A 24,304-nucleotide genomic window follows, 5' to 3' on the forward strand; every position below is an offset into this window, starting at 1 on the left:
TACAGGTTTGAAGGGAGGAAAAAATGAAAATTGCGATTGTTGGCGGTGGGCCTAGAGGCCTTTCAGTGTTAGAGCGAATAGTTGAATGGTCAAGAGGAGAGCAAGTAATACAGATTACGATGTTCGATCCCTATGGTCCAGGAGGCAAAATCTGGCGAGAAGATCAATCCTTATCTTTATTGATGAATTCGATCGCTGCTCATGTGACCTTATTTACAGATGAAACACTGAGTACAAAAGGACCTATAGCGAAAGGACCAAATCTTTATGAATGGGTACAAAGTGACGCTATTCCATTTATCAAAAATCATAATATTAAAAATAAATCAGCATTGCTAGAAGAGTGTGAGACCTTAGGACCGAATGATCATTGTACAAGGGTCCTTTATGGGGTATATCAAAAATGGTTTTATGAATATGTGCAGACTCGAATGACAGAACAAACATCTGTGAAATTCTTTAAAGATACTGTGCGAGCTGTAAAAATGCAAGATAATCAATTTTTAGTCTATACAAAATCAGTAGAGACTACAGTAGAGACCGTTATTCTAGCGTTAGGTCATCAAGAAAACGAATTAGTCGGAAATGAAAAAGAGCTAGCAACATATGCGAGTGAACATCGCTTGTTTTATGCCTCACCTAAAAATGCGGCTGATGCTTATCTTGAAGCAATAACGGAGAATACCTCAGTATTGCTTAGAGGGTTAGGCTTGGTCTTTTTTGATTATCTTACACTATTAACAAGTGATCGCGGGGGCATATTTGAAGAGTTGGATGGAAAATTGATTTATCGACCTTCAGGGAAGGAGCCTCGAATTATTGCGGGTTCTGGCAGAGGTATTCCTTATCATGCTAGGGGGCGCAATCAAAAAGGCTATGGACAAGAATACCAACCCCGTTTTTTAAAGGAAAAGAGTCTCAATAAGATTAAACGTAAAGGCCATTTTTCTGCTGAACAATTTTTTGAACTTATGAAAAAAGAAGTTGAGTTTGCCTATTATTCCACCTTGATCGAGACCTCTTATCCTAACATAAATCAGCAACGATTTAATGAAGCATTTATTCGAACAAAAGGTGAGCAATCAGTTTTAGGAAGATATGGAATTAAGTCTAAAGATTTTTGGAACTGGTCGATGATTCAACAACCTGTACAACAAGTAGAAGATCATACAGATTTTCAGAAGCTTATCGTTGATTATTTACATCGTGATTTTTTGGAGGCACAGAAAGGAACGCTATTTGGACCTTTTGCAGCGGCTTTGGATAGTTTGAAGGATTTGCGTGATGAAGTTCGTTTTATGTTGGATCAAGAGTTGTTTTCAGATGAAGAGACCAAAAAATGGTTATGGGATTGGTTCACACCACTAAATTCATTTTTGTCGATCGGTCCCCCAGTTGAAAGAATTGAGGAGCTTCAAGCCTTGATCAACGCAGGAATTGTCACATTGATTGGACCAAAAATGAAGATAGAAACTGAGGCAGGCAGATTTGTTGGCTACTCTGATAGACGCCCCTTGAAAAAGTACAAAACACATTTTTTAATTGAAGCTAGACTACCAAAAACGGCGAATCAATTTAGCTTAAATCCTTTAGTACAGCAGCTTTTAAGCGATGAAATAGCGTGTCTGCATCAATTGAAACTAGCTTCAGGCAAAGAACATCAAACTGGTGCACTTTTAGTTGATCGAAAAACCAATCAAATACAGACAAAAACCGGTTCGATAATTGCTAAGTTATTTTGTTATGGTATTCCAACAGAGGGAATTCATTGGTTGACAGCAGCAACGGCTAGGCCGGGAACGGATGCTTGGAATTTGCGGGAGGCAGATGTAATTGCTAGTAAAATTTTTGAAGAAGAATAAGATAAAAACTGTTCGAAAGGTATACGACTTTTAGGGTATCAAATAAGCGATTTTTTTCAATTTCTAGAAATTTCGTATACATTAAGGCTAGTTAATTGGAAAAAGGAGTGTTTCTTATGACAGACTCAGAAGATTAAACGATAAAAACACCAGGTCGTCCAGAATTATTATTTTTTTTACTTTCCAATAATTTCTTTGGAATTTTTAGTTTCAGTAACAGCACTTTTGGGTGTTGTGTCAGAAGTCGAACTTTGTTGCTCTGACAAAGTAGATTGTGAGGTTAAGGGGTTATTCGCGCTATTTTCTGTTGATTTGGAAACTGGAGCACTTTGCTCAGGTGTCTCTTTCGTTGTTTCTACGTTTTTTTCAGAACTAGTTTGTAATGTTTTTGGCGTGGAGACTTTTTGCTCAGTTGTTTCAATAGTTGTATCAGTAGATGTGGACGTTTCATTTATCTCTTCAGAAGACGAAAGCTCTTTATCTGGACTTTGTGATCTGGCAACGCCTAAAATATCCGCTTCTAAGCCAGCTCCAATAACTGTATCACTTTTTTTAGGCTATGATGTCCCCATTTTCGTATACAATAAAGTTTTGTCCATCGAGATGGATGGTCGTTTTGTCTGCTCCTTGTGCAAAGGTTTATTTTGCCTGTGTAAGAAAAAGAACAGAAGCAAATAATACTGCTATGATAACGAATTGGGTCGTGTTTTTCATGTGTCTACTCCTTGTGATTTTCATTTTGTAGTTTAAGAAATGTAGTGTAACTATAAACTTCTATTTTGAAAAAACATGGATGGTCCAGTATTTGCTACCTAAAACTATTTATTGAGAAAAAGAAAGCGATTGCTAATTGGAATCAGATCAATAGTTGTTCGTTTTTAGTTATTCACCCCAGATAAACACTTTGTTTCGCATAAACTAACTCTTCGGAAAAAAGATAACCTGACTATGGAACAAGAAGCAGTCCATAGTCAGGTTATCTTTTTTCAAGAAAGCTAAACACTTTGTTTCGCTTTTCGTTGATCTAGCTACACACGTTAGATTTTTCGACGATAACGAGAATTAATTCACAGGGAAAACCTCCCTGCTAAAATTATTTCTCTTATATCGCTCAAAATCTGAGCAAACGTGTTTCGCTTTTCTTATTATCGAGAGATACGTTTACGCATGGCTTTTTTACGGTTTTCCTCGATCATATCTTCTTTTTCTTCGATTGGATCAAGAACCGTTTTTTTGATGGTAGCTGCAAAGCCAACGACTGCAGCGCATGTTACGGCTGTCCCTACAAGCATACCTGAAATAAATTTTTTCATATACATTCTCCTCTCTGTTATTTACACACTTCTATTATGAACTAAAGTAAGAAAAAAATCCAATAGAGTGAAATTTGTAATCGTTTTACAAAAAAACTTGTAAAAATTTAGTAAATGTTTTACAATATATTTACTAAAATGAATGAAGAGGTGACAAGGATGGAAAATGAATTAGAAGAACTATTTCATACACTTTTTGGAGTAGAGTCAAAAGATGTTTATTTTGCTCCTGGAAGAATCAATTTAATTGGAGAACATACCGATTATAATGGTGGCTATGTTTTTCCAGCAGCGATTACGATTGGAACATATGGTGTTGCTAGAAAACGTGAGGATCAAATGATTCGATTGTATTCAAAAAATTTTGCTGAATTAGGAATTATCGAACTTTCATTATCTGATTTAGCTTATAAAGATGAGGATGATTGGACAAATTACCCGAAAGGAATGATTCACTTTCTAATAGAGCAAGGGCATGTTATTGATCAGGGAATGGATATTCTTTTTTATGGCACAATTCCAAATGGAGCAGGACTTTCGTCATCAGCTTCAATCGAATTACTGACAGGTGTTATTCTAAATGATTTGTTTGATTTAAACGTTACAATGCTAGATTTAGTGATTATTGGGAAGCGCGTTGAAAATGATTTTATTGGCGTAAACTCAGGAATTATGGATCAATTTGCAATTGGTATGGGACAGCTAGATCATGCTATTTTATTAGATACAAATACCTTGGATTATGAAATGGTACCTGCAGAATTTGGAGAGTATGTAATTGCGATCATGAATACCAACAAACGTAGGGAATTAGCTGATTCGAAATACAATGAGCGTCGAGCTGAATGTGAAATGGCCTTGAGCCGTTTACAAACAGTACGATCAATTGAGTCATTGGGTGAATTAACTGAAGAATATTTTGAACAAAATAAAAATGTTATTGTAGATGAACGGTTGATTAGGAGAGCGAAACATGCAGTTACTGAAAACCAGCGGACGATCAAAGCAAAAAAAGCGCTAGTCAACAATGATTTAAGAAAGTTTGGGCAATTATTAAACGCGTCACATGCCTCTTTAAGAGATGATTATGAAGTGACAGGGATTGAACTAGATACATTAGTAGAAGCTGCTCAGAAGCAAACTGGCGTATTAGGTGCAAGAATGACTGGCGCTGGATTTGGTGGATGTGCAATTGCTTTGGTCAAAGAATCCGAATTCAATCGATTTACTAAACGGGTTGGAAAAGCTTATCAAGAAAAAATCGGGTATCCTGCAGATTTTTATATTGCTAACGTTGATGATGGCGCTAGAAAGTTGTAGAATGAACAAGATGAAAACGGTTAGTCATAGAGACTAGTCCAATAAGGAGGTAGGAAACATGTCAATTTTAGTATTAGGTGGAGCAGGTTACATTGGTTCTCATGCAGTGGATCAACTGATTAATAAAGGCTATACAGTAGCCGTTATAGATAATCTTCAAACAGGCCACAAACAGGCGATTCATGACAAGGCAATCTTTTACGAAGGGGATATCAGGGACAAAATGTTTATGCAGGAAGTTTTTACCAAAGAATCAGTTGAAGGTGTGATTCATTTTGCAGCAAGTTCATTGGTGGGGGAATCGGTAGAAAAACCATTGCTATATTTTAATAATAATGTATATGGAACTCAAATCGTACTGGAAGTCATGGAAGAATTTGGTGTAAAAAATATTGTTTTTTCTTCCACAGCAGCCACATATGGAGAACCAAAAGAAATGCCGATCGTAGAAACAATGGCAACTCATCCGGAAAATCCTTATGGGGAAAGTAAATTAATGATGGAAAGAATGATGAAGTGGTGCGATAAAGCTTATGGAATACGCTATGTTGCATTACGCTATTTCAATGTAGCAGGGGCAAAATCAGATGCTTCAATTGGAGAAGATCATGTTCCAGAAACGCATCTGATCCCGATCATTTTGCAAACGGCATTAGGACAAAGAGAGTATCTGGGGATATACGGCGATGATTATGACACACCTGACGGAACGTGCATTCGTGATTATGTATATATAGAAGATTTAATTGCGGCTCATATTGCGGCTTTGGATTATTTACAAAAAGGCAATAAAAGCAATATCTTCAATTTAGGTAGTAATAATGGTTATTCAGTTAAAGAAATGTTGGAGGCCGCGCGCGAAGTGACGGGCAAAGAAATACCTGCTAAAGTATTACCTCGCCGTTCAGGTGATCCAAGTAAATTGGTTGCTTCAAGTGAAAAAGCTAAAATGACTCTAGCTTGGGAGCCCCAAATCACAGATATCAAACAAATTATTAAAACTGCTTGGGACTGGCATATCAGCCATCCAAAAGGGTATGAATAATTCTGTCAAAGCGAAATAGAGTGACGGTATAGTGTCTATAAAGAAGATAAATAAGTTTGTAATAACAAGCGCTATAAACTTATTTTTCTACGAGACAGAATGAGCTCATTTCGCTTTTAAATTTAGGAGGAACTGTTATGTCAATTAGCCAAACGATTACTGATTTTGTGACATTAGCGATTCAAGCTGGTGGGTGGATGGAGTTAGATCGTCTCTATTTACAAAACCGTATTCTTGCAATGATCGGCGAAGAGTCATTCGAATCGTCTTCTCCAAGACCTGTGACCGAAAACTCGTTGGATCTGTTAGATATTTTGGTAGCACAGGCTACAGCCAATGAAGTCATTCAAAAAGATTCGACTGATTTAGAAATTTTTGAAGCACAATTGATGGATTTCTTAACCCCCCCGCCTTCTGTTGTAAATGCTCTATTTGCCCAGCACTATGAAAAAGATCCGGCACAAGCAACAGATTATTTTTATAAGTTAAGTCAAGAAAATGATTATATCAAAACGCGGGCGATTGCGAGAAACATTGTCTTTCCAGCAGAGACTGAATATGGTCAACTAGAAATTACAATCAATTTATCAAAACCAGAAAAAGATCCAAAACAAATTGCCTCAGAGCGCTTAGCAACACACATTGATTATCCAAAATGTCTCTTATGCATGGAAAATGAGGGATATAAAGGTCGATCCAACTATCCAGCAAGAACGAATCATCGAATTATTCGAATGAATTTAGATGGCGAGAGCTGGGGATTTCAATATTCACCGTATGCTTATTATAATGAGCACTCGATTATTTTGTCGGAAGAACATCGACCGATGATTATTTCAAAAGAAACGTTTCAGCGGTTGATTCGAATCACAGAAGTGCTACCGCATTATTTCGTTGGTTCCAACGCCGACTTACCAATCGTAGGTGGTTCGATTTTAACGCATGATCATTACCAGGCAGGTAAACACGTTTTTCCAATGGAAAAAGCTGAAATCGAACACTATTTTGAATTGAAGGATTTTCCTTTGTTGAATGCAGGAATCGTTAAATGGCCGATGTCAGTGATTCGACTGCAAAGCCCTAACTCAGAGGATTTAGTTGCAGCGGCAACCTTGATATTAGAAAAATGGCGCAAGTATTCCGATGAAACTGTATCGATCCGAGCTTTTTCAGCTGACGGGACTTCTCATCATACGATTACACCAATTGCTCGCCGCAAAGATCAACTATTTGAGTTGGATTTAGTTTTACGTGATAATAATATCTCCACTGAACATCCAGATGGTATTTTCCATCCTCATAAAGATGTTCAACATATCAAAAAGGAAAATATTGGTTTGATTGAAGTAATGGGATTAGCGGTATTGCCTCCGCGCTTAAATGAAGAATTAAAAGAGGTAGAAAATTATGTGTTAGCGAAAGAAAATCAACTAGCAGAGCACCATAAAAAATGGGCAGATCAGATGAAAAATACTTATTCATTTACTAAAAAAAATGTGACAGACATTATTCAAAAAGAAGTCGGACAAATCTTTACCCGTGTTTTAGCAGATGCCGGTGTTTATAAACGAACTACAAAAGGTCAAATAGCCTTTAAACGATTTATTGAAAGTTTGAATGAAGGCAGGTGAAAAGATGGCAACAATTAAAGATATTGCAGAACTAGCGGATGTTTCGCCAGCTACAGTTTCTAGAGTTTTAAACTATGATCCAGATCTTTCAGTAGGCATTGAAACGAAACAAAAAATTTTTAAAGCCGCAGAAGAATTGAATTATACAAAGCATAAAAAAAATATAAAAAGTGCTAAAGCCAAAATCTTATTCGTCCAATGGTATGATGAAGCTGAGGAATTAGAGGATATTTATTACCTTTCTATTCGCTTGGGGATCGAGAAAAAAGCGGAAGAATTGGGGCTTGAACTAATCAAGCGTTCTTTAGAAGAGGTAGAACAAGCAGGCGCAGACGGAATCCTTGCTTTAGGTAAGTTTACAAAAGAGCAAGCTGACTTTTTATTCGAACTAAATCCCAACCTTTTATTTGTTGATTTTGATGCATTGGCTCTTGGTTATAATTCTCTAGTGATTGATTTTCATCAAAGTATGTCGTCAGTTTTTGAGTATCTTACTCAACATGGTCATCAGAAAATTGGGATGATTGCTGGGGAAGAATATACGACTGGAAGCCAAGAGCCACTTGAGGATAGGCGATTGACTATTTTTAGAGAAATGCTGACCCAAAAGAAAATAGTAAATGATAATTATATCCTAAAAGCACCATTTACAGTTATTGGTGGCTATGAAGTGATGAAGCAATTTTTACTAGAATATCCAACGGATTTCCCAAGCGCTTTTTTTGCTTCCAGCGATGCTTTGGCGATAGGCGCTTTAAAGGCAATTCATGAAGCAGGACTTAAGGTACCAGAAGATATTTCGGTGATCGGGTTCAATGATATCAGTGTGGCAAAATATGTTAGTCCGCCATTGACAACAATCAAAATTCATACAGAGTGGATGGGAGAATTAGCTGTTGAAACGCTTCTTTCGATTATTCATGGGCGAGCGCCAGTGGCAAGAAAAGTAACAATTGCGACAGAATTGATAGAAAGAGCATCTACGAGATAAGACTCGTAGATGCTCTGTTGATTTATTTATAAGCAATCACAAACAAATTAACATCATCATTGATACAACTTTGTAGAGTGATTCGTTCACCGCCGCCAGTTCCTACAACAAGGTCCCAGTAGTTCGTTCCTGTACCAACTTCAGCGCCGTAATCGTCCAGTTGAAGTAACGTTCTTACCGTATACGTTGTAGGTGTTCCATTTGCATCAGTGACTACGATTTGACTGCCAGTGTTTAAAGAGAAGACGGTTGAAAAGACACCAGGATTATGACCGATGAAGTGAGTATTTTGACCATCGTCACCTGATTGGACGGCTGCACCTCCCCAAGTTGAAGCAAGACCACCAGGATTTGAATCAATGATGCTTTGTCCACTACCTTGTCCACCGTTTTGATAAGGAATTGTTTGACCATTGAGTGTGAGTGTCGTTGCACCATAGGTTGGTTCAATAACAGCTGTGGTTGTGGTTTCAGGAGTTGGCTCTGCTTGAATAGGTTCTGGATTGACACTTCCTTGTTCAGCTTGTGGAACATTAGCTACAGGCTCGTTTTTAGGAATGATATGGAATATACGATCGGCCACTCCTGTATTTCCACTAGCATCTGTTGCGGAGAAGTGAACTGTTTGAGTTCCAAGAACAGAGGTATCCAGATTTTCTTCAGTTGTTATTTTTGCTGTAAGGTCACCATCTTTATTATCGACAGCAGTAACTTCATCATAGACATTGACTTGAGCATTTTGTTCAATGGTTTCCTCTGGTGCAATGATAGTAGGCGCAGTAGTATCTTTTGTATTGTTTACGGAAACAATTTTTTCTTTTTTCTTTGAAACATTTGCCAATTTACTTAATTGTGCGCTTGTGGGCACATTTTTTATCAAGGTCATTTTTTCTTTTTTAGGTTCCGTATTCGAAGGATTAGCTCTGCTTAAGCTATCGGTGAAAATAGAGCCACCAATAAATAAAGCAACACCTAAAATACTGATGACACTAAGGATGATCGTTTGTTTGATTGTGTTTTTTTTCATGTAGAATCCCTCCAAAAATGTGGTGAGATTTTCCATTTATCGATAAATTTTAAATCCGCGTTTTTTATACTTTTATAATAAGACCACGTTCTAAATAAACCAATTGAGTTGCGCTTTAGATTAATTCAAAAAAGGACTGGAAGATGCTATAATGACTGTTATATAGGGATTTCTTCAAAAAAATCTTAACCAAGGGAAAATTTTGAAGAATGCAGTTAAAAAGGGGAAAAGAGGAGAACAAAATGGAAAGATTGTTAGCACCATCTATGCATCGAAGAGTGTTGTTGTTGAACTTATTAAATGGATCAAATAGCTGGATTACTTCTGATTATTTAGCTGAGAGTATTGAGTGTTCCAAAAAAACGATTATGCTGGATTGTCAGTACATAGAAGATCGCTGGTCAGATTATTTGACGATAGAGACATCCAGAAAGCATGGGATTCGATTGATTACTTCACCCCATCGATCGATTCACGAAATTTATATAGAAATCATTCAAGAATCAAATGCCTTTTCTTTATTAGAATCTGTTTTTTTTGAACCAAGACAGGCGGCTGCATATTGGGAGAAGAAATTATTTTTAAGTAATTCCAGTCTCTATCGATTATCAAATGTAATTAGTTCGGCTTTAAAAGATCGGAATATTCAAATGAGTCGCTCACCGTATTATGTTCATGGAAAAGATGAACGACAAATTCGTTACTTTTTTACCTGCTACTTTATTGAGGTTTATGGTATTCGTGAGTGGCCTTTTCATTTAGATAGAGAAAAAATCTTTAAATTATCAAGTAAGATCAATAAAAAATTCGATTTAGAGTTGAATGATAGTCAAATCGTTCATTTAGCCTATTCGATCGCTGTAACCATTATTCGAGAACGTCAGGGATTTTTGATCCAGAATAGAAAGGATCCAATTAATAGTTTTGTTCAAACAACAATCGATGTTAGAAAATATCAGAAAGATGTAGAAGAAATTGCTGAGCCGCTCCACGTCGTTTTACCTGATAATTGGTACGAAGATTTTTGTTATTCTATTTTTTGGTGGGATTTCGGTTGGGATAATGAACAAGAGAAAGTCAATGTTATTTATCAGGCTGAAAATTTAGTGACAACGATCCAAGAAGCACTGTCTATTTCTATTTCAGAACCAAGCAAGGTCAGTATTATTCGTTTGATTGAATATATTTATGCCAAACATAAGCTTTTTCCATATAAAAAATTTATGGTTTATGACCGCTATTTATATTCAAGTAAAGCCATCAAACAGAATTTTATTGTTTTTACAGCAGTAGTGTCCAAAGCGTTAGGTGTGTTGGAAAAGAAAATGAAGTTTCCGTGGAAAACGATGTATTTGGATGGTATCTTGCATGAAATGGCGATTCGCTGGCAAGATTTGAGTAGACTGACCGATGAAATGAGACATCAACTATCTGTTTTAGTTTTAAGTGATCTAGGTAAGGAACATGCGCAATTACTCAGTTCGGTCCTAAAAGAAAACTTTCGGAATAAGGTGAGTTTGTCTGTTCAAGAAACGCATTTTTATGAACAATCGGTTAATTGTGCGGAGCAGTCATATGATCTGTATGTATCCAATTACGCAATTGAAACCGTAGATGAAAAAATCAATATGATCGTCGAAGATATTCCTTCTTTCAAGAACTTGACAGACCTAAGGAAATACATTGATAAAAGACGTTTGGTTTTAACTAAAGATATTGCTTATTTAAATACTTGATTGTTATTTAAATGAATTTATAAAACTGATTTTTCTTTTGAAATTAAAATAATTATTGTCATTTAATAAATACTAATGCTATACTGAAAGAGTATTATTAATTTTAAAGGAGAGAATTATGAAAAAGAAAGCGTACAGAAACACACCTGCATTTGTCTTTCTAAGTTGGGGATCATTTGCCTTTTTTGTGGCATTGATGTTGATTGGCTTATACACACTAAAAGAACCATTGATGGTTAAAGGATACTATTTGATGGGGTCGGTGGGATTGATTTCTTCATCATTTACACTTTCAAAAGTAATTAGAGACAATCAAGAAGATGAAGAACGTTACAATCAAATGTTTCGAGCAAATGATGGATTAGTAAAAAAAGAAGACACCGATACGCATATTTAATCCATGTAAAAGAAGACAGGAACAAGGGCTTGCTTTTGTTTTCACCGTTTATTCAGTTTCCAAGTGGTTAGAGTGTAACTCGTAGAGTTATAGCCTAACCACTTTTTTTGAAGATTTTTTTAATCCGTTTGCTTTTTTTAATGCCTTATCCATAAAAATCACGTATAATAGAAGATAGTGAAATTTCGAGGGAGGGGTAAATTATGGCGTATCAAGCTTTGTATCGTGTCTGGCGCTCACAGCGTTTCGATGATGTTGTTGGACAAAAAGCAATCACCCAGACATTAAAAAATGCGATCATCCAAAAGAAAACCTCGCATGCCTATTTGTTTACCGGCCCAAGAGGAACAGGAAAGACCAGCGCAGCAAAAATTTTTGCTAAAGCAATCAACTGTAAACATAGTGTAGATGGGGAACCCTGCAATGAATGCGAAACCTGTGTTGCGATTACAGAAGGACGGTTGAACGATGTAATTGAGATCGATGCGGCAAGTAATAATGGTGTTGAAGAGATTCGTGATATTCGTGATAAAGCAAAATATGCACCAACACAAGCGGAGTATAAAGTCTATATCATCGATGAAGTCCATATGTTATCTACAGGAGCCTTTAATGCATTACTAAAAACCTTGGAAGAGCCTCCGCAAAATGTCATTTTTATTTTAGCGACGACAGAACCGCATAAGATTCCACTGACAATCATTTCACGGACACAACGTTTTGACTTTAAACGAATCAGTACTCAAGATATCGTTGATCATTTGGGTTATATTTTAAATCAGATTACTATCGAGTATGAAGAGCAGGCGTTATATGTAATCGGACGAGCAGCAGAAGGTGGAATGCGGGATGCATTAAGCATTCTCGATCAGACGATTTCATTCAGCGATGAAAAAGTCACACTGATAGATGCGATGCAAGTCACTGGCAGCTTGACCTATGAAATGATGGATCAATATATCTCCAGCTGTGTTACGGGTGATGTCGAGCAAGCACTCGAAATATTAGAGAATATTCTTAGCTCTGGTAAAGAAGCAAGACGATTTTTAGAAGATTTATTATTGTATTGTCGTGATTTACTTATGTTTCAGCAAGCACCTAATTTGTTAACCGAAAAAGTTGGAAATCTAACAGAAAATTTCAAAAGCTTAGCTGAACAAACAGAGGCAGAAAAAATCTATCAAATGATTCAAATTTTAAGCGAGACTCAAAATGATATCCGTTTTACGAACAACGCCAATATTTATCTTGAGGTAGCGACTGTCAAGCTAGCCAAATCTGTTAAAAAACTGACCGCTATTGCTCCAGATACACACCCGACAGGTGGCATAGAGCTGACTGCCTTGCAGCAAAAAGTCGAACAGTTACAAAAAGAATTAGCAGAGCTAAAGAAAAATGGTGTTACAGCTAAAGAGACTGAACCTGTTAAAACAACACGAGTAACCAGTAGTAAGAATGCACTTCGGATCCCAACAGAATTGGTGTATAAAGTCTTGAATGAAGCAACCAAGGATCATTTAATGAATGTTAAAAATGTTTGGGATGACTTATTGCAAATGATGTCGGTGACGCAAAGAGCGATGCTCAAAGCCAGTGAACCAGTAGCTGCTGGTCCGAATGGCTTAGTGATCGCTTTCGATTATGAAATTGTTTGCGGTCGCGCAATGGATGACGAAGAATTACAATTAGCGATTCATAATAATTTAAGCCGTTTAGTAAATAACTATGCGCCTGACATGGTTTGTATCACAAAAGAAAGCTGGCCAAAATTGCGTCAGTCCTTTATCAGTCAAAATAAAGAAAATTCAGGAGAACAATCAAGTAATGAACAATCTGCGACTCATGAGGATCATCTAATGACTGCAGAAGAACCAGCTAAAGAAGTTAATAATCAAGTAGTAGACGAGGCAATCGCGATGTTTGGCGAAGCGCTTGTTGAAGTAATAAATGATTAAGAGGAGACGATAGTTATGATGCGTGGTATGGGAAATATGCAAGGAATGATGAAACAAGTTCAGAAGATGCAAAAAGATATGGAAAAAGCACAAGCTGAACTAAACGTGCGAGAATTTGTGGGAGCTGCAACGAACGAACTTGTTACAGCAACTTTTACTGGGGATCGTAAAATGAAAGATATCTCTATTAAAGAAGAAGTTATTGATCCAGAAGATGCAGAAATGCTGCAAGATCTTGTAATCATGGCAGTCAATGACGCATTGACTAAAGTAGAAAAAGAAACAGAAGCGACCATGGGCAAGTATGCTAAAGGAATGCCTGGTTTCTAATCAAAGCTAGTAGTGGTCCAAAAAATAAAAGAGCCAAAGGATAAATGCCTAAACATTTATCCTTTGGCTCTTTGTTTTGCTCTATTTCCAGCAGACAAAATGATCTGTATGATTAGTGACAATTGTGCGATAGGGCAAGAATCAATGGAACATCAACACAATTATTACATAATCAAATCAAAAAGTAGCTGATCATTTAGCTAATTGTTTTTTTCTGAAGATATAAGCTCCTGCAATCAGCATTACGCCAGCTGAAGCAACCATCATACCATTATTTGTTTCACCTGTTGAAGGTAATTGTTTTGCTTTTGTTTGAGCTGAAGCAATTGGTTTTTGATTTTTATTAGAAACAGGATTTGCGACTGGTGTAAGAAGATCGTTACCAGGTGCTTTAGTTTCATTATTTTCTTCAATTGGCGCAACCGGTTTTAATGGGTTAGCATTTTCTGGAAGAATCGTTAAGGTAATGATTTTTTCAGCGATAACATTTGCTGTACTACGTGTTAGTTCACTGATGTAGTATCTGATTGAGTATGTTCCAGGATCAACTAAGGTATTACCGATTTGTGTAACTTGGATAGGCGCTCCAATTATTTCAAATCCTACCATGTATCCATCCGCATTTTCAAAAGTCGCCCAACTTAAAATCATTTCTTCGGTTAATGATTGACCAACATACATTGTTTGGTCAGCAATTTTAATCGTTGGTTTTAACTCATCTGATGAGCTAGAGTCAGTTGAACTAGAGTCCGTCGAGCTAGGTGTAGTTGTACTAGAATCAGTTGAGCTAGAGTCAGTCGAACTAGGTGTAGTCGTGCTAGAACCAGTCGAACTAGGCGTAGTTGAACTAGAATCAGTCGAGCTAGAGTCAGTTGAACTAGGTGTAGTTGAAGAATCAGTCGACTCAGGTGTAGTCGAGCTAGAATCAGTCGATTCAGGTACAGTTGAACTAGGTTCAGTCGTACTAGGTACAGTTGGAGCTGCAACTAAAGCCTCTAATTTAAATGTCAATGCTTGGATAGAACCAGCATAGCCAGCTTCTGTATTGTGAGTTAAAACATCTCGCGCAATTGATAATGTAAGTTTTAAACTTTCAATAGATTCTGCAGTGTATTCAGCTTCAGATGATGCAATAAGAGAATCTGCTTGGGCTACTAAAGTCTCCAAGCGTCCCCTAAGTTCACTAGTATCTTCACTTGAAGAAACACTTGTTTCCTCAGCGTGAACAATCGTGTTTAACGTTGGTGTTGTAAAAAGGACTGAACTGAATAATAATGATGCTGCTAAAAATTTTAAACTCTTTTTCATAAAAACTCCCCTTTAGTATTTCTAATTTTTTATTTTCTCACCCATAATTAATATATAACACCTGTAATAAATGTCAATATTTATTTAGTAAAAAGAATATAATTTTATAGATAACTTTAATTTTTTTTAACATTTATGTATTAAAAAGAATGTAACACCGGATTTATGAGTGAAAGTAGTCATATATATTAATGGAACAAAATGTTAAAGTAAACGTATGAAATTGTTGAATGTACTTTAGACCAACGACATTTGATAAAATAGATTGTTCAAGATTAGTCCTTTTTTTGATTCCATTTAATTTAAATGCATCAGCACTTATGAAAAAATAGTGAGAATTTTTTATTATTGGTTGAACTAAGAGAGAGCATTTATAAGCAGAGAAAAGTTATTATTCTGTAAAAAGACTTATAAAAAATGGTATAATATATGTTAGTTCTACAATGAATATATAATTTACAACCAATCGTCCATCGTTTGTGTTTGAAAGGATTTGTTGAAATGCATTACCCAGAACCTATCGCTAAATTAGTTGAAAGTTATATGAAATTACCTGGTATCGGTCAAAAAACAGCTGTTCGATTGGCTTTTTATACACTTGATATGAAAGAAGAAGATGTCAATGCTTTTGCCAAAGCTTTGATCAGTGTGAAACGTGATCTGCATTTTTGTAGTATTTGCGGCAATATTACAGAAGAAGATCCTTGTGAAATTTGTCAGGATACCACAAGAGACCGCAGTATCATTTTAGTCGTAGAAGAACCAAAAGATGTGATGGCAATGGAGAAGATGCGTGAATATCATGGGATGTATCATGTGTTGCATGGGGTTTTATCTCCAATGGAAGGCACAGGTCCAGAAGATATTAATATTGCATCGTTGATTCAACGTCTTCACGATGATGAAGTCAAAGAAGTCATTATTGCAACAAATGCTACGACAGAAGGGGAAGCAACAGCGATGTATCTTTCTCGTTTGATCAAGCCCGCTGGAATCATCGTGACAAGATTAGCTCATGGCTTGTCAGTAGGCAGTGATATTGAATATGCGGATGAAGTAACCTTGTTAAAAGCTGTAGAAGGACGACGGGAACTTTAGATTAGCATAAAAAATAAAATAGAGGGTAGATTCATCCATGGATGAGTCTTACCCTCTATTTAGTCTATTTTTCGCCATTACTCTTCAACAATACTGATTGTAAATCCATCATATCCTTTTACTCCAACAGTTTCAATAGCCGTCGAAGTTAAGTGTTTAGAAGTAGACAGATCTTCTATAAAGGATCTTACTCCTATCACTCGTCCATCAGAACTTTGCGAATCAATAACAGCACCATCACGAACAACATTATCACCAATAATAATCGTTCCTGGCTGTGCTAATTGTATTGCGTACTTTAGGTAAAGGGAGTTATTTTCTTTATCTGCATCAATAAAAATCAAATCAAAAGGTGAAGTTTGTGTTTGGACCATAGTTGCTAAGGTCTCAGCAGCAGCTCCCACTAAAATAGTTGTTTTCTCAGAAAAACCAGCAAGGGCTAAATTTTCTTGAGCAATTTTGGCATGTTTTTGGTCGTATTCAAGAGAAATCACCTGTCCATTTTCAGCTACCGCTTTAGCAAACCAAAGAGTACTATAACCGCCAAGCGTACCAATCTCTAAAATTCGTTTCGCACCTTTGATTTTTGCTAGAAGATAAAGAAATTTTCCTTGAGAAGGAGAAACGTCATGAGGAGGTAATTGATATTTCTCATTATTCGTTAGGATTTGCTCAAAGATGGGATCGTTTTCTACTAATTTTTCAATAAAATAATCGTCAACGGCTGCAAATAGTTTTTTCAAAGAACTCACTCCCAGTTTTTAATGGTGACTCTAAAATAATTATAGCATGTTTGAAATGGAACCATTATATTCTTGTCTGATCAATGAGAAATGTTGGTTTTATTGTAAATGTTTTTATCATTTTTTTACTAAAATAAATATATTGAGTCGTTTATTTTTACTAAGAAGCCTTTGCACGGGTGTTGCCACACTTATTTTATATAACAGAATTAAAAAAGTGGAAATGATTTAACACCATATAACTGGGAGAAGTCCGTCAGGATATTCTTTCCAGTTTTTTTGCTATAAAATCACTACTTTTTCATTGATTCGTCAGGAAAATTTTAATAATAAGGAATTCAATTAGACTGATAGTGATAGATAAAGTATAATAGATGAAAGGAATCAAAGTAAGTAAGGGGATTAGTAAAGTGCAAGGTATTTTTATAACAATCGAAGGGCCAGACGGCGCAGGTAAAACGAGTGTATTGAACGAGTTATACCCAAGGCTGGATTTGGCAGCAGAACGAAGCATCATCAAAACAAGAGAACCTGGCGGCATTCCCATTGCTGAGAAGATTCGTCAAATTATTTTAGATCCAAGAAATCAAGAGATGGATGAGCGGACAGAAGCGTTGCTTTATGCAGCTGCTCGCCGTCAGCATCTGATGGAAAAAGTTTTGCCAGCATTAGAAGAAGGCAAAATCGTTTTGTGTGATCGTTTTGTGGATAGCTCTTTAGCGTATCAAGGAGCTGGTCGACGGATCGGTGTTGAAGCAATCGCTGCAATCAATGAATTTGCAATCGAAGGCACCATACCTGATTTTACAATCTATTTAGATGTAGATTCAGATACAGGTTTGAACCGTATCAAAAATCATCGTACACAACAGATCGATCGACTGGATTCAGAAGGTCTTGAATTTCATCAGCGAGTACGCCACGAATATTTAAAACTAGTGGAAGAAAACCCAGAAAGAATTACGAAAATCGATGCCAGAATGGGCTTGGTCGATGTTGTAGAAGCAACTTTTCAAGCAATCGTAAATCGTTATCCAGAATACTTTAGAAACTAGGAAGGTGACCGAATATGAAAATTATTTTAGCAATTGTCCAAGATAAAGATAGCAACCGTTTAGCCAATGAGTTCATTGACGCCAATATCCGCGCAACAAAACTTTCATCAACTGGTGGTTTTTTAAAAGCTGGAAACAGTACATTTATCGTTGGGATCGATGATGACCGTGTTGACGAAGCATTGGAATTGATCAAACAAACCTGTCAATCTCGTAAACAATATGTGTCAACTCCTGTAACACTAGATATTACGATGGATGGACAAGTGCCTTATCCTGTAGAGGTTGAAGTAGGCGGTGCAACTGTCTTTGTTCTTCCAGTAGAAGGATTCCATCAATATTAAGATGAATGAAGCTCACGTTTTAAATGAGCAGCAACCACTACTATACCAGCAACTTCAAAAAAGCTTCGAGCATGGTCGTCTTGCCCATGCTTATCTTTTTGAAGGCGATACAGGAACTGGTAAAAAAGAATTTGGCTTATGGATGGCAAAACATGTTTTTTGTACTAATTTGACAGAGAATAATCCTTGTAACCACTGCAATAACTGCTTACGAATCAACGAGAACGAGCATCCAGATGTTTTAAGAGTTACGCCTGACGGCCAAACGATCAAAGTGGACCAAATCAGAGCTTTAAAAGCCGAATTTAGTAAAAGTGGCGTTGAATCTGCCCAAAAGGTTTTTTTGATTGAGCAATCTGACAAGATGAGCGTTGGCGCAGCGAATAGTCTATTAAAGTTTTTAGAAGAGCCAGAAGGAAAAGTCTTAGCCATTTTAGAGACGACCTCTTTAGCGAAAATTCTCCCAACGATTCAATCTCGCTGTCAGGTGCTTCATTTTCAACCGCTGGTTAAGGATAAATTAGTCAATGCACTAGTTGAATCAGGGGTCAATAAAAATACAGCGAATCTTTTGGCTGAACTGACAAATAGTTTCGACAAAGCAGTTGAAATCTCTCAAGATGAATGGTTTAATGAAGCTAGGGAAATTACTCAACAATGGTTTGATTACTTGATAAAAGATGATTTACAAGCGTTTGTCTATGTTCAAAAAAAGATGATCAAAGTCTTTAAAGAAAAAGACCAACAAGCGTTGAGTTTTGATTTATTACTTGCTTATTATCGCAAACAGCTCACTGACAGTGTGGCCAAAGAACAGCTTAAACGTGTGATCGAACAACAGGCACAACGAGTTGAACTGATTTTGAAGGCTCGCCAAAAGTGGGAAGCCAATGTTAGTTTCCAAAGTGTTTGTGAACAATTAGTGGTACGAATGATCCACCCTAAAACATAAATAGGAGGATGAAAATGGTAGAAGTAGTAGGAGTTCGCTTCCGCGAAGCAGGTCATATCTATTATTTTGCTCCTGGAAAATCAGAGTATTTTTACAATGATAAAGTGCTTGTGGAGTCACAGCAATCTAAACAGCTGGCCACAGTTGCCATACCGAAAAAAACGATCGATCCAGAAGATTTACCTGAGGATCTAAAACCCATTTTAAATAAAGCATCAGAAACTGATTTAGAAAAGGAACAAAAAAACGTAGACGATGCCAAAGCGGCATTAAGTGTGGCCAAAGAGAAAATTCGTGCGCACGAGTTAGAGATGAAATTGATTCGTGTTGAATATACATTTGATCGCAGCAAAATGGTTTTTTATTTCACCGCAGACGGACGAATCGATTTTCGAGAACTCGTCAAAGATTTAGCAGCAATTTTCCGTACGAGAATCGAATTACGTCAAATCGGTGTCAGAGATGAAGCGAAGATTTTAGGGGGTATTGGTCCTTGCGGCAGACAATTATGCTGCTCAACCTTCTTAGGTGATTTTATGCCAGTGTCGATCAAAATGGCAAAAGATCAAGGATTATCGTTAAATCCGGTGAAAATTTCTGGCTTATGCGGGCGTTTGATGTGTTGTTTAAAATATGAAAATGATGAATACGAAGCAGCGAAAAAGGAATTACCAGATTATGGTAAAGATGTGATCACACCAGATGGAAAAGGTCGCGTAGTCGGCTTAAACTTATTGAGTCGAATCATCAAGGTTCGTTTAGTAGGTCGTGAAATCGCTGTAGAATATGAATATGACGAAATTAAAGAAGCAACGCAAAAAGCTCAAGCCGAAAAAGGTGATCATAATGGATAAACGTTCTTTATACGACGGTCTGAGTTCTTTAGAGACAGATTTACAAGGAACTTTAGGACAATTATCAGAGATTAAAGAAGCACTTCATGAGTTAGTAGAGAAGAATACAACGCTTGAAATTGAAAACCAACGCTTACGAGAACATTTGCAGGAGCTGACAAAACTAGCCAGTGATCCGAATGATCCAGCAAAACAAGAGCTATCTAAATCTCGTATGAATTTGGAAAAGCTTTATGAAGAAGGCTTTCATGTTTGTAATATTTTATATGGCTCACGTCGTGAAAATGATGAAGAATGTGCGTTTTGTTTGGATGTCATTTATGGTGAAAGATACAAATAAATAGTAATCAATTCAAATTTAGAGGCTGTGACAATATTTGTCTCAGCCCTTTTACATTTAGATGTTGAAAAGGAGCAGTTATGCAAAAACAAAAAAGTTTCGATTCATCCAGCATTGGACAACTATATTTGGTGCCGACACCAATCGGAAACTTGGAAGATATGAGCTTTCGCTGTGTTAATAGTTTAAAGGAAGCAACGATTATTGCGAGTGAGGATACTCGAAATACTCAAAAATTACTCAATCATTTTGAAATAGCAACGCCTCAAATTAGTTTTCATGAGCATAATTACAAAGAACGAATTCCACAATTTATAGCTCGTTTAGAGGCAGGCGAAACGATTGCACAAGTAAGTGATGCAGGGATGCCGTCAATTAGTGATCCAGGTCATGAATTGGTAGAAGCGTGTATTGAATCAGGCATCAAAGTAATTGCCTTGCCTGGACCGACTGCTGGAATCACAGCCTTGATTGCTTCTGGTTTGTCGCCTCAACCCTTTACATTTTATGGTTTTTTGCCGCGCAAGAAAAAAGAACAAGTTGAGATTTTGGAACAGTTGAAAACGGCTATTCCAACACAAATTTTTTATGAGTCTCCCCATCGAATCGGGACAACGATAAAGCATTTCTCTGATGTTTTTGGTGAAGAACGCAAAGCCGTGATTTGTCGTGAGTTGACGAAGATCCATGAAGAATATCTTCGCGGAACATTGGCTGAATTGAGGGATTATTTGGCTGAACATACGTTAAAAGGGGAATGCTGTCTTTTAGTTGAAGGAGCTAGTGAACTAGAACCAATCGAAAATGAGGATCTGGAACTCTCTATCAAGGAGCATATTGACGTTTTGATGAATACAGGTAGTACGTCTAAAGAAGCAATTAAAGAAGTAGCGAAGTTGCGGGGCTTGAAAAAGCAAGAGGTGTATAAAGAATTTCATGTCGAATGAATTGAATAGTGAAAAAGGATGAGAGAAAAGCGTTTAGCTCAGAGAAATAAAAAGGAGTTGCTTTTGCCTTGCCATTTTCGGAGATTTAGAGCGCGAAACAAAACTGACCTTTAGTTTTTGTTTCGCGTTTTTTATTGGTTCACTAAAGTATTCCTTATTTTTAATTGGAAACGCTATATTGGTATAGATGTTATTTTTTATAACGTAAATTGTCAGAAAAATGAAATTATTTTAGTTGATTAAGTGATTTTTGCTAGGATAAATTAATAAACGATGCTAAAATAACCGACAAAGCTAAAATGAAGGTTGGCTTAATTTGGAAATTGGAGGGGTTTTATGGAAACAGGAAATAGTGCATTTATTTTGATTTGTTCTGCAATGGTTTTATTGATGACACCAGCTTTAGCCTTTTTTTACGGTGGGTTAGAACGAAGGAAAAATATTCTCAATACAATGATGATGGTGATCTGTGTAATGGGATTGGCTTCTGTTCTTTGGATTATATTAGGCTATTCGATGTCTTTTAGTGGAGATAATCTATTTGTCGGTAACCTAGATAAATTATTTTTTGAGCATGTATCAATGACCAAAGGAGATACGATACCTGAAGGCTTGTTTGCAGGGTTTCAAATGATGTTTGCCTTAATTACCACTGCTATCATCACAGGTGCTGTAGTTGGTCGTATGCGGTTTTCCGCCATCTTTTTGTTTATCGCTACTTGGTCGATCGTGGTTTATTATCCGATGGCTCACATGGTTTGGGGCAGTGGATTTTTAGATAAAATAGGATCGATCGATTTTGCTGGTGGCAATGTCGTCCATATTAGTTCAGGAATTTCAGGTCTTGTATTGGCGATTGTTTTAGGACAGCGTCGTGAATATCGACAAACAGAATACCGTCCCCACAACATTCCATTTGTAGTGTTAGGTGCTGGCTTACTTTGGTTTGGCTGGTTTGGTTTTAACTCAGGCTCCGCACTAGCGGCAGATGGTCTAGCAATTCATGCTATGTTGACAACCAATACAGCAGCGGCTAGTGGCATGCTTTCATGGATGTTGATCGAAAAGTTAGCGCTTGGTAAACCAACTGTTGTGGGTGCTTGTACTGGTGCTGTTGTAGGTTTAGTAGCGATTACGCCAGGTGCAGGATTTGTTTCTCTTTGGAGTTCTTTTGTACTAGGTGCTTTAGTAAGTCCGTTTTGTTACTATTTTATTTCATTTGTTAAACATAAAATTGGTTATGATGATGCATTAGATGCTTTTGGTTGTCATGGTGTAGGCGGAATTTTTGGCGGAATCATGACAGGTGTTTTTGCAGATCCAGCTGTAGGTGGAAAAGTTGGGCTATTATATGGTGGAACAGAGCTGTTCATCGCTCAAGTTGCTAGCATCGTGTTTACGATTCTTTTTGCTGGTGTTGCTAGTTTTATAATCATCAAAGGGATTCAATTGTTTATACCGATCAGGGTATCCGCCAAAGAAGAAGCTTTGGGATTAGATAGAATCGAGCATGATGAAACTGCTTATCCAACATTTATGGGACTAGATTCTTAGGAGGAAAATGGATGAAAAAAATAGAAGCAATCATTCAACAAGAAAAATTAGAAGAGCTGAAAACAACAATGACTGACAATTTTGAAACGATTGGACTGACCGTGAGCCAAGTGTTAGGCTTTGGAAATCAAAAGGGGTTAAAGGAATACATACGTGGTCAAGAAATTATCACCACATTACTTCCTAAAGTCAAAATTAGTATGATTGTTTTGGATAACGATGTAGAAGCTGTGATTGTCTTGATTTTAACGATTTGTCAGACTGGAGAAGTAGGGGATGGCAAAATATTTGTGTACAATGTAGAAGAGGCGATTCGTATCAGAACCGGTGAACGGGGATCAGCTGCGATAAGATAGTCTCATAGGCGGAGTAGTACTGAAAAAGTACTGCTTCTTTTATTTTAGCCATAATCAGTTGTAAATGAACAAACGTTCGTATATAATATGTGTAAAAGCGAGTAAACGATTTAGGAGTGAAAGCAATGATTGTTGAAGATCCCTTATATGGTTCGTTTGAAGTAGAAGAGGTTCTAAAAGCCTTACTCTTATCGAAAGAGATGGAACGATTAAAGGATGTTCATATGGCGGGGCCAGCATTTCTGATCAATCCCTTTTGGAATGAAACTAGATATGAACATTCTGTTGGCGTTATGTTGTTGATCAGAAAGCTTGGTGGTTCCTTGGAAGAGCAAGTTGCAGGATTACTGCATGATGTATCACATACAGCATTCTCTCATGTCATTGATTTGGCTTTAGCCAATAAACAAGATGATTATCACGAGCAAATCAAAGAACAAATGATCGAAGAATCTGCGATTCCAGCAATTTTGAAGCAATTTGGTTTTGATTATCAGCAGATTTTATTTAATGATGCCCAATGGCAATTATTGGAACAAGAAGCACCATTATTATGTTGTGACAGGATCGATTATACATTGAGGGAAATTCATCGCTATTTTTCAGTTCCATTACAGGAAATTCAACAATTTCTGACTGCAATCAACATTGTCGATGAAAAAATTGTTTTAGAGTCATCGGAATGGGCTATTTGGTTTATGGATCAATATAAAAAAATAGTGATCGACTTTTTTTATGATCCTCGAAATATATGTAGTTATGAATGGATGGCCAAGGCAATCCAGCTTGGGTTAGAAAGTCAGGATATTACCCCTCAGGATTTATTGTTGACAGATTCAGCATTTTTGATGAGATTACAAGCAAGTAATTCGATTGAAATTCTTCAACTGTTGACTAACATGAGCCAGCCACTAAAATATAGCATTTGTTCAAGTGAAGACAATTATGATATCTGGCAAAAAAAGAAAATAAGATTTGTCGATCCACTTGTTCAAACAATCGATAGAACAGTTCCAGTTTCTACACTTTCCACAATTGCACAAACTAAGATTGAAAACCTGCTCAATGATAGTAAAACAGGAATTTTTCTTAAATTTCATTAAGAGTGAGAGATCATCACATCAAGTTTTGAAGGAGGCTGGCAAA

General features: G+C 36.8%; 24 protein-coding genes. 20 read left to right on the forward strand and 4 right to left on the reverse strand.

The genetic code is table 11. The features are described 5' to 3' along the window. Nucleotides 1–23 precede the first annotated feature (23 nt). Nucleotides 24–1,862, forward strand: coding sequence for an FAD/NAD(P)-binding protein (locus IGJ50_RS03760; protein ID WP_207121598.1), 1,839 nt, complete (start codon nt 24–26; stop codon nt 1,860–1,862). A gap of 234 nt (nt 1,863–2,096) precedes the next feature. After that, nucleotides 2,097–2,540, forward strand: a complete 444-nt coding sequence (locus tag IGJ50_RS03765; protein ID WP_429948953.1) for a hypothetical protein — start codon at nt 2,097–2,099, stop codon at nt 2,538–2,540. Nucleotides 2,541–3,007: 467 nt separating this feature from the next. Here IGJ50_RS03765 and IGJ50_RS03770 read toward each other — a convergent pair whose 3' ends face one another. Further along, nucleotides 3,008–3,175 (reverse strand): DUF3042 family protein, encoded by a 168-nt coding sequence (locus IGJ50_RS03770; protein WP_010760505.1) that lies wholly within the window; start codon nt 3,173–3,175, stop codon nt 3,008–3,010. Between the two features lie 159 nt (nt 3,176–3,334). Here IGJ50_RS03770 and IGJ50_RS03775 point away from each other — a divergent pair, with 159 nt between their 5' ends. From IGJ50_RS03775 to IGJ50_RS03790, 4 genes are all read left to right on the forward strand, one after another. Further along, nucleotides 3,335–4,495 carry a galactokinase gene (locus tag IGJ50_RS03775; RefSeq protein ID WP_429948955.1) on the forward strand — a complete coding sequence of 387 codons (1,161 nt, stop codon included), beginning with the start codon at nt 3,335–3,337 and terminating at the stop codon, nt 4,493–4,495. Between the two features lie 58 nt (nt 4,496–4,553). Further along, nucleotides 4,554–5,540 carry a UDP-glucose 4-epimerase GalE gene (gene galE / locus IGJ50_RS03780; protein ID WP_069640903.1) on the forward strand — a complete coding sequence of 329 codons (987 nt, stop codon included), beginning with the start codon at nt 4,554–4,556 and terminating at the stop codon, nt 5,538–5,540. A 137-nt stretch (nt 5,541–5,677) separates the two neighbouring features. Then, nucleotides 5,678–7,171 carry a UDP-glucose--hexose-1-phosphate uridylyltransferase gene (galT, locus tag IGJ50_RS03785; protein WP_207121189.1) on the forward strand — a complete coding sequence of 498 codons (1,494 nt, stop codon included), beginning with the start codon at nt 5,678–5,680 and terminating at the stop codon, nt 7,169–7,171. A gap of 4 nt (nt 7,172–7,175) precedes the next feature. Further along, on the forward strand, nt 7,176–8,162 hold the full coding sequence (locus IGJ50_RS03790; RefSeq protein ID WP_069640905.1) for a LacI family DNA-binding transcriptional regulator: 987 nt from the start codon (nt 7,176–7,178) through the stop codon (nt 8,160–8,162). Nucleotides 8,163–8,184: 22 nt separating this feature from the next. Here the strand turns inward: IGJ50_RS03790 and IGJ50_RS03795 are convergent, their stop codons facing one another. Further along, the gene (locus IGJ50_RS03795) at nt 8,185–9,189 is read right to left on the reverse strand and encodes an immunoglobulin-like domain-containing protein (RefSeq protein ID WP_429948957.1); all 1,005 of its coding nucleotides are present in this window, start codon (nt 9,187–9,189) and stop codon (nt 8,185–8,187) included. 242 nt (nt 9,190–9,431) lie between these two features. Here IGJ50_RS03795 and IGJ50_RS03800 point away from each other — a divergent pair, with 242 nt between their 5' ends. The 4 genes from IGJ50_RS03800 to IGJ50_RS03815 all read left to right on the forward strand — a co-directional run bounded on the left by IGJ50_RS03800 (nt 9,432) and on the right by IGJ50_RS03815 (nt 13,607). After that, the gene (locus IGJ50_RS03800) at nt 9,432–10,925 is read left to right on the forward strand and encodes a helix-turn-helix domain-containing protein (RefSeq protein WP_429948959.1); all 1,494 of its coding nucleotides are present in this window, start codon (nt 9,432–9,434) and stop codon (nt 10,923–10,925) included. A gap of 118 nt (nt 10,926–11,043) precedes the next feature. Then, nucleotides 11,044–11,322 (forward strand): YiaA/YiaB family inner membrane protein, encoded by a 279-nt coding sequence (locus IGJ50_RS03805; protein ID WP_069640908.1) that lies wholly within the window; start codon nt 11,044–11,046, stop codon nt 11,320–11,322. Nucleotides 11,323–11,525: 203 nt separating this feature from the next. Next, nucleotides 11,526–13,277 carry a DNA polymerase III subunit gamma/tau gene (dnaX, locus tag IGJ50_RS03810; protein ID WP_429948960.1) on the forward strand — a complete coding sequence of 584 codons (1,752 nt, stop codon included), beginning with the start codon at nt 11,526–11,528 and terminating at the stop codon, nt 13,275–13,277. A gap of 15 nt (nt 13,278–13,292) precedes the next feature. Continuing rightward, nucleotides 13,293–13,607: a YbaB/EbfC family nucleoid-associated protein gene (locus IGJ50_RS03815; protein WP_069640910.1), complete on the forward strand. Its 315-nt coding sequence runs from the start codon at nt 13,293–13,295 to the stop codon at nt 13,605–13,607. A 192-nt stretch (nt 13,608–13,799) separates the two neighbouring features. Here IGJ50_RS03815 and IGJ50_RS03820 read toward each other — a convergent pair whose 3' ends face one another. Next, the gene (locus IGJ50_RS03820) at nt 13,800–14,915 is read right to left on the reverse strand and encodes an LPXTG cell wall anchor domain-containing protein (RefSeq protein ID WP_429948961.1); all 1,116 of its coding nucleotides are present in this window, start codon (nt 14,913–14,915) and stop codon (nt 13,800–13,802) included. Nucleotides 14,916–15,416: 501 nt separating this feature from the next. Here IGJ50_RS03820 and recR point away from each other — a divergent pair. Beyond that, nucleotides 15,417–16,013 carry a recombination mediator RecR gene (gene recR / locus IGJ50_RS03825; protein WP_429948963.1) on the forward strand — a complete coding sequence of 199 codons (597 nt, stop codon included), beginning with the start codon at nt 15,417–15,419 and terminating at the stop codon, nt 16,011–16,013. 77 nt (nt 16,014–16,090) lie between these two features. Here the strand turns inward: recR and IGJ50_RS03830 are convergent, their stop codons facing one another. Next, nucleotides 16,091–16,756 (reverse strand): O-methyltransferase, encoded by a 666-nt coding sequence (locus IGJ50_RS03830; RefSeq protein ID WP_429948965.1) that lies wholly within the window; start codon nt 16,754–16,756, stop codon nt 16,091–16,093. Between the two features lie 410 nt (nt 16,757–17,166). On the opposite strand from IGJ50_RS03830, the gene tmk reads away from it, so the two are divergent. The 9 genes from tmk to IGJ50_RS03875 all read left to right on the forward strand — a co-directional run bounded on the left by tmk (nt 17,167) and on the right by IGJ50_RS03875 (nt 24,261). Continuing rightward, the gene (gene tmk / locus IGJ50_RS03835) at nt 17,167–17,811 is read left to right on the forward strand and encodes a dTMP kinase (protein ID WP_069640947.1); all 645 of its coding nucleotides are present in this window, start codon (nt 17,167–17,169) and stop codon (nt 17,809–17,811) included. A 14-nt stretch (nt 17,812–17,825) separates the two neighbouring features. Next, nucleotides 17,826–18,155 (forward strand): cyclic-di-AMP receptor, encoded by a 330-nt coding sequence (locus tag IGJ50_RS03840; protein ID WP_069640948.1) that lies wholly within the window; start codon nt 17,826–17,828, stop codon nt 18,153–18,155. A 1-nt stretch (nt 18,156) separates the two neighbouring features. Beyond that, a complete protein-coding gene (gene holB, locus IGJ50_RS03845; RefSeq protein WP_069640949.1) occupies nt 18,157–19,107 on the forward strand; it encodes a DNA polymerase III subunit delta' in 951 nt (316 codons plus the stop codon). Between the two features lie 14 nt (nt 19,108–19,121). Further along, a complete protein-coding gene (locus IGJ50_RS03850; RefSeq protein ID WP_069640950.1) occupies nt 19,122–19,961 on the forward strand; it encodes a PSP1 domain-containing protein in 840 nt (279 codons plus the stop codon). Beyond that, complete coding sequence (locus IGJ50_RS03855) at nt 19,954–20,301, forward strand: DNA replication initiation control protein YabA (RefSeq protein ID WP_010773302.1); 348 nt, start codon at nt 19,954–19,956, stop codon at nt 20,299–20,301. The genes IGJ50_RS03850 and IGJ50_RS03855 overlap by 8 nt, the downstream gene beginning before the upstream one ends. A gap of 80 nt (nt 20,302–20,381) precedes the next feature. Beyond that, the gene (gene rsmI, locus IGJ50_RS03860; RefSeq protein WP_069640951.1) at nt 20,382–21,248 is read left to right on the forward strand and encodes a 16S rRNA (cytidine(1402)-2'-O)-methyltransferase; all 867 of its coding nucleotides are present in this window, start codon (nt 20,382–20,384) and stop codon (nt 21,246–21,248) included. 336 nt (nt 21,249–21,584) lie between these two features. Then, entirely contained in the window at nt 21,585–22,802 is a 1,218-nt protein-coding gene (locus tag IGJ50_RS03865) for an ammonium transporter (RefSeq protein ID WP_429948968.1), read from the forward strand. Between the two features lie 11 nt (nt 22,803–22,813). Beyond that, nucleotides 22,814–23,158, forward strand: coding sequence for a P-II family nitrogen regulator (locus IGJ50_RS03870; protein ID WP_429948970.1), 345 nt, complete (start codon nt 22,814–22,816; stop codon nt 23,156–23,158). 125 nt (nt 23,159–23,283) lie between these two features. Next, a complete protein-coding gene (locus tag IGJ50_RS03875; RefSeq protein ID WP_069640954.1) occupies nt 23,284–24,261 on the forward strand; it encodes an HD domain-containing protein in 978 nt (325 codons plus the stop codon). Nucleotides 24,262–24,304: the final 43 nt, after the last annotated feature.

Origin of the sequence: Enterococcus sp. AZ101 (genome assembly GCF_050499005.1) — a bacterium.
GTDB classification, from domain to species: domain Bacteria; phylum Bacillota; class Bacilli; order Lactobacillales; family Enterococcaceae; genus Enterococcus_L; species Enterococcus_L ureilyticus.